This is a genomic window from Mesorhizobium sp. M0296, from assembly GCF_040321675.1.
In the GTDB taxonomy this organism is placed as follows: Bacteria; Pseudomonadota; Alphaproteobacteria; order Rhizobiales; family Rhizobiaceae; genus Mesorhizobium.
The window spans coordinates 85,866-101,418 of record NZ_JAMYRZ010000004.1; the positions used below are offsets into that span (position 1 = coordinate 85,866).

General features: G+C 61.9%; 14 protein-coding genes. 5 read left to right on the top strand and 9 right to left on the bottom strand.

The genetic code is table 11. The features are described from left to right. Complete coding sequence (locus NKI97_RS06005) at positions 1–1,398, bottom strand: glycosyltransferase family 2 protein (protein ID WP_352833068.1); 1,398 nt, start codon at positions 1,396–1,398, stop codon at positions 1–3. Here NKI97_RS06005 and NKI97_RS06010 point away from each other — a divergent pair. The 4 genes from NKI97_RS06010 (at position 1,315) to NKI97_RS06025 (ending at position 5,399) form a co-directional block, all read left to right on the top strand. Continuing rightward, on the top strand, positions 1,315–2,370 hold the full coding sequence (locus tag NKI97_RS06010; RefSeq protein ID WP_352833071.1) for a glycosyltransferase family 4 protein: 1,056 nt from the start codon (positions 1,315–1,317) through the stop codon (positions 2,368–2,370). The genes NKI97_RS06005 and NKI97_RS06010 overlap by 84 nt on opposite strands. Before the next feature lie 113 nt (positions 2,371–2,483). Next, positions 2,484–3,257, top strand: coding sequence for a glycosyltransferase family 2 protein (locus tag NKI97_RS06015; protein ID WP_352833074.1), 774 nt, complete (start codon positions 2,484–2,486; stop codon positions 3,255–3,257). Between the two features lie 108 nt (positions 3,258–3,365). Next, a complete protein-coding gene (locus NKI97_RS06020) occupies positions 3,366–4,088 on the top strand; it encodes a glycosyltransferase (protein WP_352833077.1) in 723 nt (240 codons plus the stop codon). A gap of 273 nt (positions 4,089–4,361) precedes the next feature. Next, complete coding sequence (locus NKI97_RS06025) at positions 4,362–5,399, top strand: phosphatidylglycerol lysyltransferase domain-containing protein (protein ID WP_352616081.1); 1,038 nt, start codon at positions 4,362–4,364, stop codon at positions 5,397–5,399. Between the two features lie 497 nt (positions 5,400–5,896). Here NKI97_RS06025 and NKI97_RS06030 read toward each other — a convergent pair whose 3' ends face one another. The 8 genes from NKI97_RS06030 to NKI97_RS06065 form a co-directional block, all read right to left on the bottom strand. Further along, complete coding sequence (locus tag NKI97_RS06030) at positions 5,897–6,973, bottom strand: ABC transporter ATP-binding protein (protein WP_352833080.1); 1,077 nt, start codon at positions 6,971–6,973, stop codon at positions 5,897–5,899. Continuing rightward, complete coding sequence (locus NKI97_RS06035) at positions 6,970–7,770, bottom strand: ABC transporter permease (RefSeq protein ID WP_352833083.1); 801 nt, start codon at positions 7,768–7,770, stop codon at positions 6,970–6,972. Before NKI97_RS06035 ends, NKI97_RS06030 begins: the two co-directional genes overlap by 4 nt. A 1-nt stretch (position 7,771) precedes the next feature. After that, a complete protein-coding gene (locus tag NKI97_RS06040; protein WP_352744259.1) occupies positions 7,772–8,632 on the bottom strand; it encodes an ABC transporter permease in 861 nt (286 codons plus the stop codon). A 66-nt stretch (positions 8,633–8,698) separates the two neighbouring features. Beyond that, the gene (locus NKI97_RS06045; protein ID WP_352448866.1) at positions 8,699–9,718 is read right to left on the bottom strand and encodes an ABC transporter substrate-binding protein; all 1,020 of its coding nucleotides are present in this window, start codon (positions 9,716–9,718) and stop codon (positions 8,699–8,701) included. Between the two features lie 83 nt (positions 9,719–9,801). Continuing rightward, complete coding sequence (locus NKI97_RS06050) at positions 9,802–11,277, bottom strand: aldehyde dehydrogenase (protein ID WP_352448867.1); 1,476 nt, start codon at positions 11,275–11,277, stop codon at positions 9,802–9,804. Next, complete coding sequence (locus NKI97_RS06055; protein ID WP_352448868.1) at positions 11,274–12,332, bottom strand: LLM class flavin-dependent oxidoreductase; 1,059 nt, start codon at positions 12,330–12,332, stop codon at positions 11,274–11,276. The genes NKI97_RS06050 and NKI97_RS06055 overlap by 4 nt, the downstream gene beginning before the upstream one ends. A 5-nt stretch (positions 12,333–12,337) precedes the next feature. Further along, entirely contained in the window at positions 12,338–14,137 is a 1,800-nt protein-coding gene (locus NKI97_RS06060) for an alpha/beta fold hydrolase (RefSeq protein ID WP_352744164.1), read from the bottom strand. After that, complete coding sequence (locus NKI97_RS06065; protein WP_352744166.1) at positions 14,130–14,717, bottom strand: amino acid synthesis family protein; 588 nt, start codon at positions 14,715–14,717, stop codon at positions 14,130–14,132. Before NKI97_RS06065 ends, NKI97_RS06060 begins: the two co-directional genes overlap by 8 nt. Positions 14,718–14,856: 139 nt before the next feature. On the opposite strand from NKI97_RS06065, the gene NKI97_RS06070 reads away from it, so the two are divergent. Then, positions 14,857–15,528: a GntR family transcriptional regulator gene (locus tag NKI97_RS06070; protein WP_352744168.1), complete on the top strand. Its 672-nt coding sequence runs from the start codon at positions 14,857–14,859 to the stop codon at positions 15,526–15,528. Positions 15,529–15,553: the final 25 nt, after the last annotated feature.

Here is a 15,553-nt window from a genome sequence, read left to right on the forward strand (position 1 = left end):
CTACCAATCAATTTTGTCGATCAAACCCGTTTTGAACAGGCTGTGAGCTCCTTCGTACAGCATTGACTGTTCGCTCATCGCGCTGAGAGCGGCTTTACCGCTCGATACCTCATGATACTGGCGATATTTGGAAGCGCCGTTCCAATACTGACCTTCCGCCACCGCGACCTGCGCCTTGTCGTTGAAATCGGCGAAGAACTTGAAATGAAGCAGGCCAGCCAATCCCTTTATATAGTTTCGCCAGTAGGGCAGCGGTGAGTGAATCGACGTAAAAATCGTCTGGCGATCAACATATATCAGAGGAAACTTGGTCAACTTGTGCTGCCTGGCGAAAAGCCGGGTTCTCGGGCCGCCTGTGATCTTGAGATGCCGGGGGCTCCTCGTCACCTCATAGCCGCTGCCGTCGAAATGGTCCGCAACTTGCCATGGCGGCACGATGGGATCGAAGGGTACGTCCCAGATGTTTCCGCTCGGATACATGTCGATCATCGGCGCCAGCAGGCGTGTCATTCCGCGCCGCTTGAGCCAGTCGGCCATCGCACCGAGCGGATGCTGATCCATACCGTCATAGACAAGATATTCGTCGGCATCCACGGTCAGATACCAGCGAGGCTGACCATAGATCTGCACAATCCGCTGACGCCAAAGGTTTCCCAAGTCCGACTGCGAATAGGTGATCGGCGAGCTGAATAGATCGACATCTGGCTGCTCGGCGAGAAGCTCAGCTGTTCCGTCTGTCGAGCGATCATCAAGGACGGCGAATCTGGTGACGCCGAGTTCGCGATAGTGCTTCAGGAACGGGCGTAGCCTGTCCGCCTCGTTGCGGATGACGAGGATCAAAGGCAGGTCATTCGCTTTAAGGGGCGTTATCGGCCGCAGCGATGACACTTCTGCCCGTCTTCCGAAGGTGTGTCTCAGCCGATATATGGCGGTGTCGGTAATCGTCCGGCGGACAATGGCGGGCCAGGTTGCTTTGCTCAAGCCATCGATTCCCCTCATGGCGGTCACCGCCCGGCTGGAGCTGGCGCTGATCCGCTGTTTGCAGTTAATTTCTACATGCAGCACCGTTAGGCAAATCGCAAGCAGTTGCGGACAATGGACACAGGCCTGTTCTGAGTTCCGGCGGGTGAGCTTTCCAAGTGTTGCCGATGCGAGCTGGCCTCTATAGACATCGTCAGATGGCAACAAGGCCGGAGCCCAGACCCCATGTACGCCGGCATTCGTGGCACCGAAATTCAATTCGACAGGCCCATCCTGTTCGTGCGCCAGCGTTATGCGCCTTTCGGTGGAGGCGAGATCATGTTGGAAAACATCATGGCCGCATTCGCCGCGCGTCAGCGGCGGGTGGCCGTGCTGTCCGGCGACTGGCCGCGTTATGAAGGCATCGAGTTCATCCATTGTGCCGGCCGCCGGTTTCCGCGTTCGCTGCGGGCGACGTCCTTTGCTCAAGCTGCCTGCCGCAAGATCGCCGAGATGCCGCCGGCGCTGGTGCAGAGCAACGATCGCCTCCCGTGCTGCGATGTCTTCCGGGCCGGGGAGGGCGTTCATGCCGCCTATCTTGCCGAGCGGCGGCGTTTCGAGACGCGGCTTGGCAGGGCGGCAATGGCGCTGAGCCCCTTTCACCGCCAGACGCTGCGCCTCGAGCGCGCAACCTATGCCAGCCCACGGCTCAAAGCTGTCATTGCCATTTCGAAGATGGTGGCAGGGGACATTGTCCGTCACTACGATTATCCGGCGGAAAATGTGCACCATATTCCCAACGGGGTGGATCTCGACCGCTTCAACCCGCAGCTTCGCCAGCAGCATCGGGCGACAATCCGCGCGCGGCTCGACGTCGACGAAAACAGGCCGGTCGTCCTGTTTGTCGGCTCGGGCTTTGCGCGAAAAGGACTTCTTGCACTGATGAAGGCGGTCGCCACGCTCGATGGCGAGCCTGAATTGTGGGTCATCGGCCATGATTCGCGCGCCAACGCCTTCAGGCAGGCCGGTGACAGGCTCGGTCTCGGCGCACGGCTCAAGATGCTGGGGCCGCAGAAAGACATGCTGCCGTGGTACGGCGCGGCCGATATTGCCGTGCTGCCTTCCATCTATGATCCTTTCGGCACAGTGGTCATCGAAGCGATGGCCAGCGGCTTGCCCGCCGTGGTAAGCACCGGCTGTGGAGCGCGCGAGCTTGTCGAGCGGTTCGAGCCGACGCTCGTTTGCGATGCGGCCAGCGAAAGCGACCTCGCTGCAGCGCTCGCGCACGCGCTGCGGTTGTCGTCACGACCTGACACCGCGGCCCGGGTGAGAGCGGCGGCCGAACACTATGATTTCAATGTCATGATCAAGCGAATGATGGCGCTGTATGAAAGCCTTGATCTGAAATGATTTTCGACTTTATTGAATTAGGTTAGCACCCTCATTGTGCTAACGGGCCGGGAGCCGATGCTGCAGATGCATTCGAATGACAGTGGCAGCTTTGATGCCGGAGCATTCTGACCGTGCCGGCGCTCTCGGTCATTATCATCACCCGCAACGAGGAGGCATCCATCGCGCAATGCCTTCGGTCGGTCCATTTTGCCGATGAGATCGTCGTTCTCGACAACAACAGCAGCGACAGAACCAGGGAGATTGCCGGTGCTCTGGGGGCAAAGGTTCTGATGACCGTTGATTGGCCCGGTTTCGGCGCGCAAAAAAACCGTGCGCTGGCCGCGGCAACGGGGGATTGGATCCTCTCGCTTGATGCCGATGAGTGGGTGGAGGCGCCGCTCGGCGCGGAAATAAGGGCCGCAATCGCCGACCCAAAAGCCAATGACGGCTTCGAAATACCGAGAAGATCGCGCTTTTGCGGGCACATTGTCCGCCATAGCGGCTGGTCGCCCGATCTGGTGCTCAGGCTCTTCCGTCGCCGCTCCGGGCGGTTCAGCGACGACACCGTGCACGAGAAGGTATTGGTGAACGGGAAGGTCAGCCGATTGTCCCAGCCGATCGACCACGATTCCATTACCGACTTGGCAGATGCCCACGACAAGATCGGCCGGTACGCAGAAGCGTCCGCCGCGCAACTGCTTGCCGAGGGCAAAAAAAGCTCGATAGGCAAGGCGGTTTTGCGCTCGGTCTGGGCCTATGTGCGCAGCTATATTTTCCGGCTGGGATTTCTGGACGGTTCCATTGGTGCGATGGTCGCCGCGTATTCGGCCAGCTACACCTATCAGAAATGGGCCCGTGTCGCATTGGGAATGCGAGGCCCGGTCCACCCAAAAAAGCAACGCTGAGGCCAGGACAAATCTGTGAGAAACCGGCTTGGTTGACCGCAATTGTTGCCGAGCCATCGCCAACTAGTTAGTGTACGACCGTAAAAATCGAAAGCTAGGGTAGTGAATATGACTGATGCGTTTAGGGTATTTATCGGATGGGACAGCCGTGAGCCGATCGCGTACGACGTCGCGCGACACTCGCTGCTCAAACATGCGTCGGCGCCTGTCTCCGTCATTCCGATCAAACAGGACGAGATGCGCGCCCGCGGGCTATATTGGCGGGAAAAAGATCCGCTCGCCTCAACGGAGTTCACCTACACGCGCTTCCTCACGCCCTTTCTCGCCGACTACACGGGTTGGGCCCTGTTTTGCGATTGCGATTTCCTGTGGCTTGGTGACGTCGCAGGCCTGCTGAAATATACGGACTCGGACAAGGCGGTCTATTGCGTCCAGCATGACTATACGCCGAAGGCCACAACCAAGATGGATGGTGTGGTCCAGACGTCCTATCCTCGGAAAAACTGGTCGTCGCTGATGCTGTTCAATTGCGCGCATCCTTCGGTCAGATCGCTCACGCCAGAGGTCGTGAATCATGAAAGTGGCGCCTATCTTCACCGAATGCAGTGGGTTGCCGACAAAGATTTGGGCTCATTGCCGGTAGAGTGGAATTGGCTCGAAGGTTGGAATGAAAAGCCTGCGGTCGGCACACCTAAGGCGGTCCACTATACCAGCGGCGGCCCGTGGTTTGCCGAATGGCAGAATGTCGACTACGCCGATTTGTGGATAGCAGAACGCGACGAGTTCCTGGCTTCCGATCAAGCGGAATCTTCTCAGAGCGCCGTTCGATAAGAACATCGTGTTTGGCAGGTGACCTGGGCGCTTCCGAAAGTGGCATTGATTTTCGTGTCGCCAAGGGCGCAGCAACCAGCCGTCAGGCGCGGGGCGTCGACAACAATGCGTGTTGCCGCCTGGGGGCGGGACCGGGGCAGATTGCGCCTACGAATCTGGCGGCTCCGGCCGGGTAAACATGCCGCGCTGAGATAAGGATCAGCTCGCGGCAATATGATCGGTTTGGGGTCCGTCAGCTCTTTCATCGGCCTAGCCGGCACGCGAAAGTCGACCATGCCGTCACTGCGAAGACGCCTCGATCGTTTCCTGGAGAACCGCGGGCCTAAAATACCGCGGCTGCAGCTGAACCATGTCGAGCGCCTGGCGCTGGTCCGTCGCCATGGTGATTTTTCCCTTGCCTATTCGACCGCCGTGCAGAAGGGGCTTCACTACTTCGGCGATGCCCAGGGCTACATCGCTTACGGCAGCAAAACGCGACATCATTTCGCGCTCGGTGATCCAGTGGCTGCCCCGGCCGATTGGCGCGACTATATCAGACGTTTCATCGAGGTTGCCGGCAGCCCGTGGTTCGTGCAGATCGGCGACCAGACGGCGCGCGTGCTTGCCGGGCTTGGCTATCAGGTCAACCGCCTCGGCGTCGACACCAGGCTTGTCCTGCCCAGACACGACTTTTCCGGAAAGCGCAATGAGACAGTGCGCTATTCCGAACGCTGGCTCTTGAAGAAGGGTTTTTCCTTCGCAGAGGACAACGGGGCTGTCTTCCTCGACGAGATTGCCAGGCTCTCCCAGAATTGGCGGGCCGACCGCATCGTCAAGCGCTGGGAGATGAGATTTCTCAACAGGCCCTTTGCCGATCACCTTGGCGTCGATATGCGCCGTTTCGTCCTGCACGGTCCGGATGGGGAGCTCGTGGCCTTGCTGGATTTCGATCCGCTGTTCAGCGACGGCAAGGTCATCGGCTACACCACCTCGTTCAAGCGCAAGCACATCGATGCCTCGGCGCATGCCGAGATCGGCCTGACCAAATTCGCGGTCGACCGCTTTCGCGATGAAGGTGTTTCCGTCGTCACCCTAGGCCTGTCGCCGCTTGTCGAAATCGGACCTAGCGGGTTTGCCGAAAGCGATTTCTGGCGGCACGCCTTCCAGCGTGCCTATGACTCCCCCTGGGTCAATCGCACCCGCTTCAATCTGCAGGGGCAGGCGGCCTTCAAGCGCCGGTTCCATGGTGTCGAAGAGCCGACCTATCTTGCCTTTCGCAAGGGGACCTTTTTCGAAGCGCTTTCTCTGCTCCGGCTGATCAGGGCCGTCTAGTGCCTAGTGGCTGGGCGCTCGTGGTCTCCTAGTATGGTCGACCTCACACCGGTCAGGCTTGGTTGTTTAGGTGGGAAAGGAATGCCGCGGCGGGAAGCAAAAGACCGGCTGCGAACCGCCGGCCCATTCTGCGGCGTCCACCAGTCCCGCCGGGGCACTTTGGCCTGAGAACGGCTCCGCGTCAGCGCCAAGGGGTCGGATTCACGGTTGCTGCAGCGTACCGCCAGGAATAACGAGGGTACCCTGGCCTGGCCTTGAGTATCTGAAGCCTATGAAGAACAAAGCAACGATGATCAAACAAATGACGATGACCGCGACGACGCTGCCAGGATGGTGTCCGGTATCTGGCGGTTGGACCATTGCCTTCCCGTATGGCTATCGCCGCGGACCTTCTTCATCTTCCAACCGAGCATGACGACTGTCAATGGGTACAGGAGTTGCGCCCGCCATCCAATCAGCTGCGAAGCGTTGAAGGGCGGCGATCCACCGCGGCTTAGTCAGGCCGGAAACAGGAATGCAGCAGCGGGATCGAAAAAGACCTGCCGGCTGCAGGGCCACACATCCTGCGATTGCATGGCGGCGGAGGTCGGCCTGATGTCAACCTCCTGTCCAGCGGCGATGCGCGCGACGATCCGCCGGCGCTCGCCGTAAAATGCGATGTCGACGATCTCGACATTCAGTTCCGCGCTCGCCGGGCTCCGCTCCATGCTAAAGGCTTCGGGCCGGATCATCAGCCTGGTCTTCTGGCCTTTGCCGAACGTGCCGTTGGCCCTGACTCCGGATATGACCGAACCGTCTGTCATGCGGATCGTTGTCGTGCCGTTGGTGGTGCCGAGATGTTCGGCGGCGAGGAAATTCGAATTGCCGATGAAGCCGGCGACGAAATCGGTCGCCGGCCTGAGATAGAGATCCTCGCCGGTGCCGGTCTGCTCGATGCGGCCATCCTTGAACAAGGCGATTCGGTCCGACAGATGCAGCGCCTCTTCCTGATCGTGGGTGACGTAGAGAATGGTGACGCCGGTCTGGCGATGGATGCGGCGGATTTCGCCCTGGATTTCCTCGCGCAGCTTCTTGTCGAGCGCCGACAATGGCTCGTCCATCAAAAGGATCGGAGGATCGTAGGCCAGCGCCCGGGCCAGCGCGACGCGCTGCTGCTGGCCGCCCGACAGCGCACCGGGTAAGCGTCCGGCAAAGCTTTCGAGCCGCACCAGGGCCAGCATGTCGGCGACCTTTTTCTTCACCTCGGCGTCCGGCCGGCGGCGAACCCGCAGCGGAAAAGCGACGTTTTCGGCCACCGTCAGATGCGGAAACAGCGTGTAGCGCTGGAAGACCATGCCGATGTTGCGCTTGTGCGAAGGCACTGCAAGCAGTGATTTTCCTTCCAGCAAGACATCGCCGGAAGTCGGGTCCTGAAAGCCGGCGATCGCGTAGAGCGTCGTCGATTTTCCCGATCCGGAGGGCCCGAGGAAGGTCAGGAACTCGCCCCTGGGAATGTCCAGCGTGACGTCGTGCACGGCGACGATCACCCCGAACGCCTTGCGCAGATTGCGGATGGAGAGGAAAGGGTGGGTCATGTCCGGAACTTTCGCTGCAGGAGCGCCGTCATCACCATCAGGGCAAGCGTCAGCCCGACCAGCAGGCTGGAGGCAGCGGCGATCACCGGACTGAGGTCCGACCGCAGACTGCCCCAGATCTTGACGGGCAAGGTTTGCAAGCTGGGGCTGGCCATGAAGATCGCCACCACGACTTCGTCCCACGAGGCGAGGAAGGAAAAGATCGCGGCGGAGAAGATGCCGATCCGGATCGACGGCAAGGTGATCCTGAGCCTGGCCTCGAGCGGGCTTGCCCCGCAGACGATTGCCGCGTCCTCGATCGACTTGTCGAACCCTTCGAGCGCGGTGGCGATCGGAATGATGGCGAAGGGCAGCGCCAGCACGGTGTGGGCGATGACGAAGCCGATGGTGGTGCCGCCGAGGCCAAGGCGAAGGAAGAAGGCGTAGATGGCGATGGCGAAGACAACGACGGGCAGCACCATCGGCGTCAGCAGCAGGCCGCGCAGGATCTCACGTCCGGCAAACCTTCCGCGAACCAGGGCAAAGGAGGCGAGCAGGCCGATCGCTACTGCCAGGATCGCCGTTATGGTGGCGATTCGGGCGCTGGTCAGCGCGGCGTTGAGCCAGGCCGGATCGGCAAAAAGCTCCTGGTACCATTTGAGCGTCCAGCCCGGCGGCGGAAAAGCCAGCCAGCGCGACGAGCCGAAGGAGAGCAGGACAATGAAGACCACCGGCAACAGAAGAAAGCCAGCGACCAGCGCGGTGAAGCCGAGCAGGGCAACCCGTAGCCAACCCATGCGGTCATAGTCGAGCAGCATCTCAGATGCCTCCGCTCGTGCGCCTGGCACCGACAAGGCGCAGCTGCAGTGCGTAGAGAACCATGGTGACGACAAGCAGGATGAAGGCAGCGGCGCTGCCGAGCCCCCAGTTGAGCAGCGACTGGACCATCTGCGCGATCATTTCGGCAAGCATCATGTTCGACGTGCCGCCGAGCAGTGCCGGCGTTACGAAGTAGCCGAGCGACATGACGAAGACCATCAGGCCGCCGGCGGCGACACCGGGCAGCGACAGCGGCACGAGGATGCGGCGGAACGCCTGGAAAGGGCTTGCGCCGCACAGCGACGCCGCACGCAGCGTCATCGGATCGATCGCCCGTAACGTGCCGACCAGCGGCAGGATCATGAAGGGCAGCATGATATAGACCATGCCGATAGTGACGCCGGTGAGATTGTTGATGAGCGGCAGCGGGTGGTCGATGACGCCGATGATCATCAGCGTCCGGTTGATCACGCCGGTACGCTGCAGGAGCACCATCCAGGCATAGGTGCGGGTGAGCAGGTTCGTCCACATCGACAGAATGATGATGCCGAAGATGATCGAGGCCAGTCCCGAAGGCATGATCGCCAGCATCCAGGCGACCGGAAAGGCGACAAGGACCGTGACGATGGTGACCAACGCCGCGACCAGGAATGTGTTGAAGAACACCCGCGCATAGGTGCCGTCACCAAGCAGGGCAGCATAGTTCTGCAAGCCTGGCTCGGGCTCCGTGACACTGCGCAAAAGCAGCGCCAGCACGGGGACGATGAAGAACAGCATAATCAGAATCAGGGCCGGCAGCAGGCCATTGAGACCTGCCGGCACCCGCACCGTTCCAAAGTTCCGGCGTGTTTCGACCGACATGACAGCGACCCGGCTAAGGGACGAGACGGCGCGAACCGTCTCGTCCATTGCGGTTCAAGGGCGGGCTTATTTCGCCTGCCAGGCATACCAACGCGCGGCGATGGTGTCGCGATTGGCGGCCCAGTAGTTCATGTCGAGATTGATCTGTCCGTCGACATGAGCGTCCGGCAGCGATTTCACGGCATCGGCCGGCATCTCTGCCTTGGCCTTGGTGTTGATCGGCGCATAGCCGCTGGCTTCGGCAAATTTGGCCTGGCCGGCGGGGCTGCTCGCCGCGGCGAGGAATTTCATCGCCGTATCCTTGTTCTTGGCACCCTTCGGTACCACCAGAACGTCGGCTGCGGTCAGGTTCTGGTTCCAGGAGACGCCGACATCGGCGCCATCCTTGTCCAGTGCGAAGACGCGGCCGTTCCACAGCTGGCCGAACGTTGCTTCGCCGGATGCGATCAATTGCTGCGACTCCGCCCCGCCGCCCCACCAGACGATGTCCGACTTGATGGTATCGAGTTTCTTGAAGGCGCGATCGAGATCCAGCGGATAGAGCTTGTCCGCCGGAACACCATCGGCCAGCAGCGCGATCTCGATGACACCGGGCGCCGACCATTTGTAGAAGGTCCGCTTGCCCGGGAACTTCGTCAGGTCGAACATGTCGGCCCAGCCGGCCGGTTCACCCGAAATCGCGCCCTTGTTCCAGGCGAGAACGAAGGAATAGTAGAAACTGCCGACGGCGTGATCGGTGGTGAAGCGCGGATCGAGGTCGGCCTTCGGCACGGTCTTGAAGTCGATCGGCTCGAGCAGACCGTCCTTGGCCGCCTTGATGGCGAAATCCATCTCGACGTCGACGACGTCCCAGTTGACACTGCCGCTGTCGACCATCGCCTTCAGCTTGCCGTAGTCCGTCGGGCCGTCCTGCATGACCTTGATGCCGGATGCAGCGGTGAACGGCTCGGCCCAGGATTTGGTCTGCGCTTCCTGGGTCGTCCCGCCCCAGCTGGTGAACACCATGTCCTCGGCCTTTGCGGCCGTCGTTGCCAGAACTGTCGTTGCAATAAAGCCGGCAAGGAAGCCGGTGATGATCAGTTTCATGTCGTTCTCCTCTGTTGTTTTCGTTGTTGTCTGTTCGCGATCGGTCGTTTTCGCCTTGATCGCGCATCTCCGGCCGGCGGCGGCTACCGCATGACAAAAGGATCGGGAATCGGGTCGTCGGAGGTGCGTATCCACACCGATTTCGAACGCGTGTAGTCGCGGATCGCATCGAGGCCGCCCTCGCGGCCGAGCCCGGATTGGCCGTAGCCGCCAAACGGAACCAGCGGCGAGACCGCCCGATAGGTGTTGATCCAGACCACGCCGGCATGGATGCCGCGCGCCATGCGGTGGGCTTTTGCCAGATTGGTGGTGAACACGCCGGACGCCAGGCCGAACTTCGTGTCGTTGGCGAGCGAAAGCGCTTCAGCTTCGCTGTCGAAGGCTAGCACACAGAGCACCGGGCCGAAGAGCTCTTCGCGCACGCAGGCAAGGGTCTGATCAGGCGCGTCGATAATCGTCGGCGCGTAATAGAAGCCGTCCGCCATGCCCGCGGGGCGGATGCCGCCGGTGACCAGTTGCCCGCCCGCGGCCAGGCTTTCAGCAATGATCCTCTCTATCCATTCGCGCTGGCGCGAGGTGGCGAGCGGTCCCATTTCGATCGCGGGATCCTGCGGATCGCCAATCCTGATCGCCTCGGCCTTGCGCTTGAGCCGGGCGAGGAATTCGTCCTTCACGGAGCGCTGGACCAGCAGCCGCGAGCCGGCGACGCAGCTCTGGCCGGTGGCAGCGAAGATGCCGGCAACGACCGCGTTGGCGGCGCTGTCCAGATCGGCATCGGCAAACACCACGACCGGGCTTTTGCCGCCGAGCTCGAGCGTCGTGAAGGCGAGGTTTTCCGCCGTATTCCTGACGATCTGCCGAGCGGTCGAGGGACCGCCGGTGAAGGCGACGCGGGCGACGAGCGGATGACTGGTCAGCCGGTGACCGCAATCGTGGCCGAAGCCGGTCAGGATGTTGACGGTCCCGGCGGGAAATCCCGCCTCATGGACGAGTTCGGCGAAGGCCAGCAACGGGGCAGGGCCGTCTTCCGATGCTTTCAGAACGATGGTGCAGCCGGCCGCCAGCGCCGGCCCGAGCTTGACGGCGGACAGGAAGAGCTGCGAATTCCACGGCACAATGGCGGCGACGACGCCAATTGGCTCCGGCCGGATGGTCACTTCCATGTCGGCCTTGTCGATGGGGACAAACGAACCCTCGTGCTTGTCGGCCAGCCCGCCATAATAGCGGTAATAGTCGCCGACATAGGCAATCTGGGCGCGGGTCTCGCGGATGATCTTGCCGGTATCGCGCGTCTCGAGTTCCGCCAGCCGGTCGGCATTGGCGACCACCAGATCGCCGAGCCGCACCAGAAGCTTGCCGCGTGCCGTTGCCGTCATTGCCGGCCACGTGCCGGAGCCAAGCGCCCGGTGAGCAGCTTCGACGGCGCGGTCGACGTCATCAGACGATGCAGCGGGCATCTTCGCCCATGGCGCGCCCGTCGAGGGATCGATGCTGTCGAAGGTCGCCGCCACTTCGACGAAGCTGCCGTCAATATAGTTCCTGAATTGAGTAGTGCTCATCGCAATCCAGCTTTCGGCTCGGAAAAGGCCGGCATCACCCTGTCGATGAAGAGCTGCAGCGATTTCTTCTTGCGCCGATGGGAAAGGCCGCTGTCGATCCAGATCGAATACTGATCGTAGCCGAGCGCTTCGTAGGCCTTCAGCCTGGCGATCACCTCGTCGGCTTCGCCAATGACCAGGTTCTGCTTGATCTTGTCAGGCGCATATTGCGGCATGGCCGCGATCTCGTCTTCGGTCAGCGCTTCCATTATGCCCTGGTGCACCGGCTTCTTGTTCTGGAACCAGGCGCCGAACTGGCAGTAGAACTGCGACAGATCCTGCGCGAGCCGGTCAGCCTCCGCGGCATCCTCGGCGACGAAAGTATGCATCAGCAGCATGATCGCCGGCCTTGGTACGTCGGGGTGGGCATTACACGCCGCATTGAAACGCTCCATCAGGCTGGCCACTTCGTCATCGCCCGAGGCGAGCGGCGTAACCTGGACGTTGCATTTGCTGGAAACCGCAAAGTCGTGCGAGTTCGGATCGCGTGCGGCCACCCAGATCGGTGGATAAGGCTTTTGCAGCGGCTTGGGCGACGAGGTGGTTGAAGGAAACGACCAGAACTCGCCGGCGAGTTCGAAATCACCATCCCATAGGCCGCGGATCGCCGGCACCATCTCGCGCATACGCTGGCCGGCACTCCAGGCCTCGAGGCCTGGGAAAAGTCGCTGGTATTCGTAAGCGTAGGCGCCGCGCGCAATGCCGATGTCGAGACGGCCGCCGGTGATGACGTCGGCCATCGCTGCTTCGCCGGCAAGCTTGATCGGGTGCCAGAACGGCGCGACGATGGTTCCGGTTCCGAGCCGGATGCGCCTGGTTTTGGCGGCGAGCCACGCGATGTTGATGAACGGGTTCGGCGAGATGGTGAATTCCATCCCGTGATGCTCGCCGATCCAGGCAGTCTCGAATCCTGCCTCTTCCGCCTGCAGCACCAACTCCTCCAGCTCGCCGACAAGCTCGGAATGCGGCTTTGCCAGATCCGATCGCTCCATGTGCACGAAAAGCGAAAACTTCATCGGTTTCACCCGCGGCCGGAAAGAGGAATTTGAGAAGGCGAGGGCTTGGCGAGCGGCCGGACTTCGCCTTCGACCTCGTTGCCGACATAGACGCCGAATGCATCTTCCGTACGTTCGCGCGCATAGCGGGCAAGCATCGAACGCACCGCGGGATCGGCGATCTTCAGATCGGCGATCTTCTCGATGTCGACAAGCCGCATCTGGCGATCGTCGGAATAGGATCCCTCGACCGTTCCGCGATAATAAACATGCGTGCGCCAGGGTTCGGCGGCATCGTCCCACACCGCGAACAGGAAGCCGAGCTGGGCGTCTATGGCCCTGGCGGCAAGGCGCCCATTGAGGCTGCGCGCATCGTTGGGCGTGCCCAGTCCGCGCCCCGCAGGCAATTCATAAATCCCGTCGGCCGTTTCGACGAACAGCACACGGCCCTCGTTCTCGAGAATGGCGCCGACCTCCGTATCGGGGGGCGCCGCCGCCAGCGCCTCCTGGCTAAGGCCAGGCGTGACGTAGGTGCCTCTGCAATAACCGAGGGGCTGGGCTCCGTTGTGGCTGAAGTCGCGGACGCGGCCGATGAGGATCGAGTGATCGCCAGCATCGACCAGCTGCTCCATGCCGCAATCGAACACCGCAACGGAGCCGTCGATCAGCGGATTGCCGGTCCGGCCCGGTTGCCAGCTCACGGCCGCGAACTTGTCCGCTGCTTTGGAAGCGAAGATGCCGGAATGGGCCTTCTGGTCCTCTGACAGGATGTTGATGGCGAAACCTCTCGACGTCGAAAAAGCACTGTGCCCCAGCGCCCTCTTGGCGATGCAGACAAGCACCAGCGGCGGCTCGAGTGAGACCGAGGTGAAGGAGTTGGCGGTGAAGCCGCGCGGTTCGCCTTCCACTCCGATCGTTGTGACGATGGTGACGCCGGTCAGGAAGGAGCCGAGCGCGCGCCGGAATTCGCCGCTGTCAAAGACTGCATCCGTCTCCGGCTTCACGCCAGCGTCTCCTGCCGTGTCGAGAAATTCCATGATGTGTTTGGTCACTTTTTCAGGTGAAGCCATTGCCATCATGTGCCTTTCTCCATTGAGCACGAGGCATTGGCCGTGCGGCGCAAGCCTCGCCATCGCCGCCGACATGGCCGGGGTCGAATTGCTGTCCTGCGACCCGGTCATGAACAGGGCCGGCGCGGCAAGACCGGGGAGAGCATCGGCGTGCTCAGCATCGGCATGGGCAAAGAGGCGATAGGTGCGCGCGTAGCCTTCGGGGTCGACCCTTTCAAGGGCGGTGCGCGCTGTGGTGGCCGCCCCGATAAGATTCGCCGGCAGCGGGTCGCCGAACCAGCGGGCGAGCGTAGCCGCAATGGCGGAAGGGTTGCCATGGGTGCCGAGCGCGGCCGCACGCTCGCGTACGGCCTGCGCCAAGGCCGCGGGGCGGCGGAATACCGCATTGAGACAGACGATGGAGCGAACGCGCGAAGGGGTGCGAAGGGCGGTCTCCAGAGCGACCAGCGCGCCCATCGAATGGCCAACGATCGACACCGACGCCACGCCAAGATGGTCGAGCAGGCGGACCGCCTGATCGGCGAAATCCGACAGGCTGGCTTCTTCCGGCGGCAGCGGTGAAACGCCGTGGCCGAGCATGTCGATGGCGATCAGGTCATGATGGTCTTTCATCGTCGCGATCTGATCGTGCCAGATCGCGGCGTTCATGCCGACACCGTGAATGAACAGAACCGGCGCGCCGGAGCCGGCGCGGATGAAGCCGGTGCCGTCCGGAGCCGTGTCCCGGACCCATGCGGTGGCAGCGACGTCAGCCATGCAGGTCTCCGACCTCCTTGAGGTCCTGATAGCGGTCGCCGATACGATGGTGCGGGCGGCCGCCAATCGAAGCGCCAAGCGCCACCACCAGCTCGTCGGGCGCGGGCGCGTCGCCGATTTGGAAATGTACGGTCAGATAGTGGGAGCGGCGGCCTTCGTCGTTCTTGTCCATCAGCGGGATCATGATCGGGGTGTTCGGCCCTCCGCGCAGATTGGTGAAGGCGAGATAGGTCTTGGCGCCGACCGCGCGACGGTAATGGTTGCCGAAATGCAGCGTATGGATCAGCGCCGATGCATGCTCGATCTCGCCCGCCGTGCCGCAGACCGCGGCTTTGCCATAACCATCTATTGCCTCGCCGGAACCGGCAACGGCGATAATCTCGCGGGTCAGCAGTTCGCCGAGGACGGGAGCAATGACGCGGATCTCCGGCGACAGGTCGTCGGTGAAACCGCGGCCCGCCCAAGGGTTTGTCAGCACGGCGGCGACGCCGATCAGGCGCAACGGTTTTGGGGCTTCCTTGCCGCCCTCGATTAGCGTGTTCTCGATGTAAGTGACGATCTTTCGAATGGCTGGTTTCATGAGGTCCTCGGTCGCCACGGCGTCGTGCAACGCCGAAATCTTTAGATCATCTTATGGTATACCATATTATGGAGCACCAGAAGCCTTGTCAATCAGCTATGGAATCTGTTTTGTGGCCGGATCGGGGTAGGGAGAGAAAATGTCAGTCGATACGCTGCGGATCGACCGCTCTGCCAAGACGCTGAGGACGCTGGCGCTGGAGCGCATGCGTGAAGCGATCATGGGCTTCCATTTCCAGCCTGGTGAAAGGCTGGTCGAGCGGCCGCTATGCGATCAGCTCGGGGTGAGCCGTTCCGTCGTGCGCGAGGTGCTGCGGCAGCTGGAGGCGGAAGGCCTGGTGCAGATGATACCGGGCCATGGACCCGCCGTGGCCAAGCCGGATCTCGGCCGCACCGACGAAATCTATGAATTGCGGGCGCTGCTCGAGGGCATCGCGGCGCGGGCTTGCGCCCTAACGGCCACGGACGCGCAGATCGCATCGCTCGATGCCGCCTTGACGAACCTGCTTGAGGCGTGGGCGTCCGGTGCGCCTGTCGAAGTGATGCGGGCAACGACCAAGTTCTACGAAACGCTGTTCGAGGCGGCGGACAAGCGCATTGCCTGGGAAATCGTGACGGGGTTGAATGTCCGCATCAACCAGCTCCGCTCAATGACGATCGCGTCGGAGAACCGCCGCGAGCCGGCGATCGCCGAAATGACCGAAATCATGGATGCAATCCGGTCGCGCAAGCCGGACGAGGCGGAGGAGGCGGCGCGGCGGCATGTCGAATCCGCGTGGCAGATCGCCCGCAACACGCTTCGCCTTGGCTGACTGGTATGCCGCCGGCGGTCCATCG

Coding starts and splice junctions, on each gene's coding strand:
- NKI97_RS06010 (WP_352833071.1), top strand. CDS start 1,315: ATGGCCGCATTCGCCGCGCGTCAGCGGCGGGTGGCCGTGCTGTCCGGC.
- NKI97_RS06005 (WP_352833068.1), bottom strand. CDS start 1,398: ATGGATGAACTCGATGCCTTCATAACGCGGCCAGTCGCCGGACAGCAC.
- NKI97_RS06020 (WP_352833077.1), top strand. CDS start 3,366: ATGACTGATGCGTTTAGGGTATTTATCGGATGGGACAGCCGTGAGCCG.
- NKI97_RS06025 (WP_352616081.1), top strand. CDS start 4,362: ATGCCGTCACTGCGAAGACGCCTCGATCGTTTCCTGGAGAACCGCGGG.
- NKI97_RS06030 (WP_352833080.1), bottom strand. CDS start 6,973: ATGACCCACCCTTTCCTCTCCATCCGCAATCTGCGCAAGGCGTTCGGG.
- NKI97_RS06035 (WP_352833083.1), bottom strand. CDS start 7,770: ATGCTGCTCGACTATGACCGCATGGGTTGGCTACGGGTTGCCCTGCTC.
- NKI97_RS06040 (WP_352744259.1), bottom strand. CDS start 8,632: ATGTCGGTCGAAACACGCCGGAACTTTGGAACGGTGCGGGTGCCGGCA.
- NKI97_RS06045 (WP_352448866.1), bottom strand. CDS start 9,718: ATGAAACTGATCATCACCGGCTTCCTTGCCGGCTTTATTGCAACGACA.
- NKI97_RS06050 (WP_352448867.1), bottom strand. CDS start 11,277: ATGAGCACTACTCAATTCAGGAACTATATTGACGGCAGCTTCGTCGAA.
- NKI97_RS06055 (WP_352448868.1), bottom strand. CDS start 12,332: ATGAAGTTTTCGCTTTTCGTGCACATGGAGCGATCGGATCTGGCAAAG.
- NKI97_RS06060 (WP_352744164.1), bottom strand. CDS start 14,137: ATGGCTGACGTCGCTGCCACCGCATGGGTCCGGGACACGGCTCCGGAC.
- NKI97_RS06065 (WP_352744166.1), bottom strand. CDS start 14,717: ATGAAACCAGCCATTCGAAAGATCGTCACTTACATCGAGAACACGCTA.
- NKI97_RS06070 (WP_352744168.1), top strand. CDS start 14,857: ATGTCAGTCGATACGCTGCGGATCGACCGCTCTGCCAAGACGCTGAGG.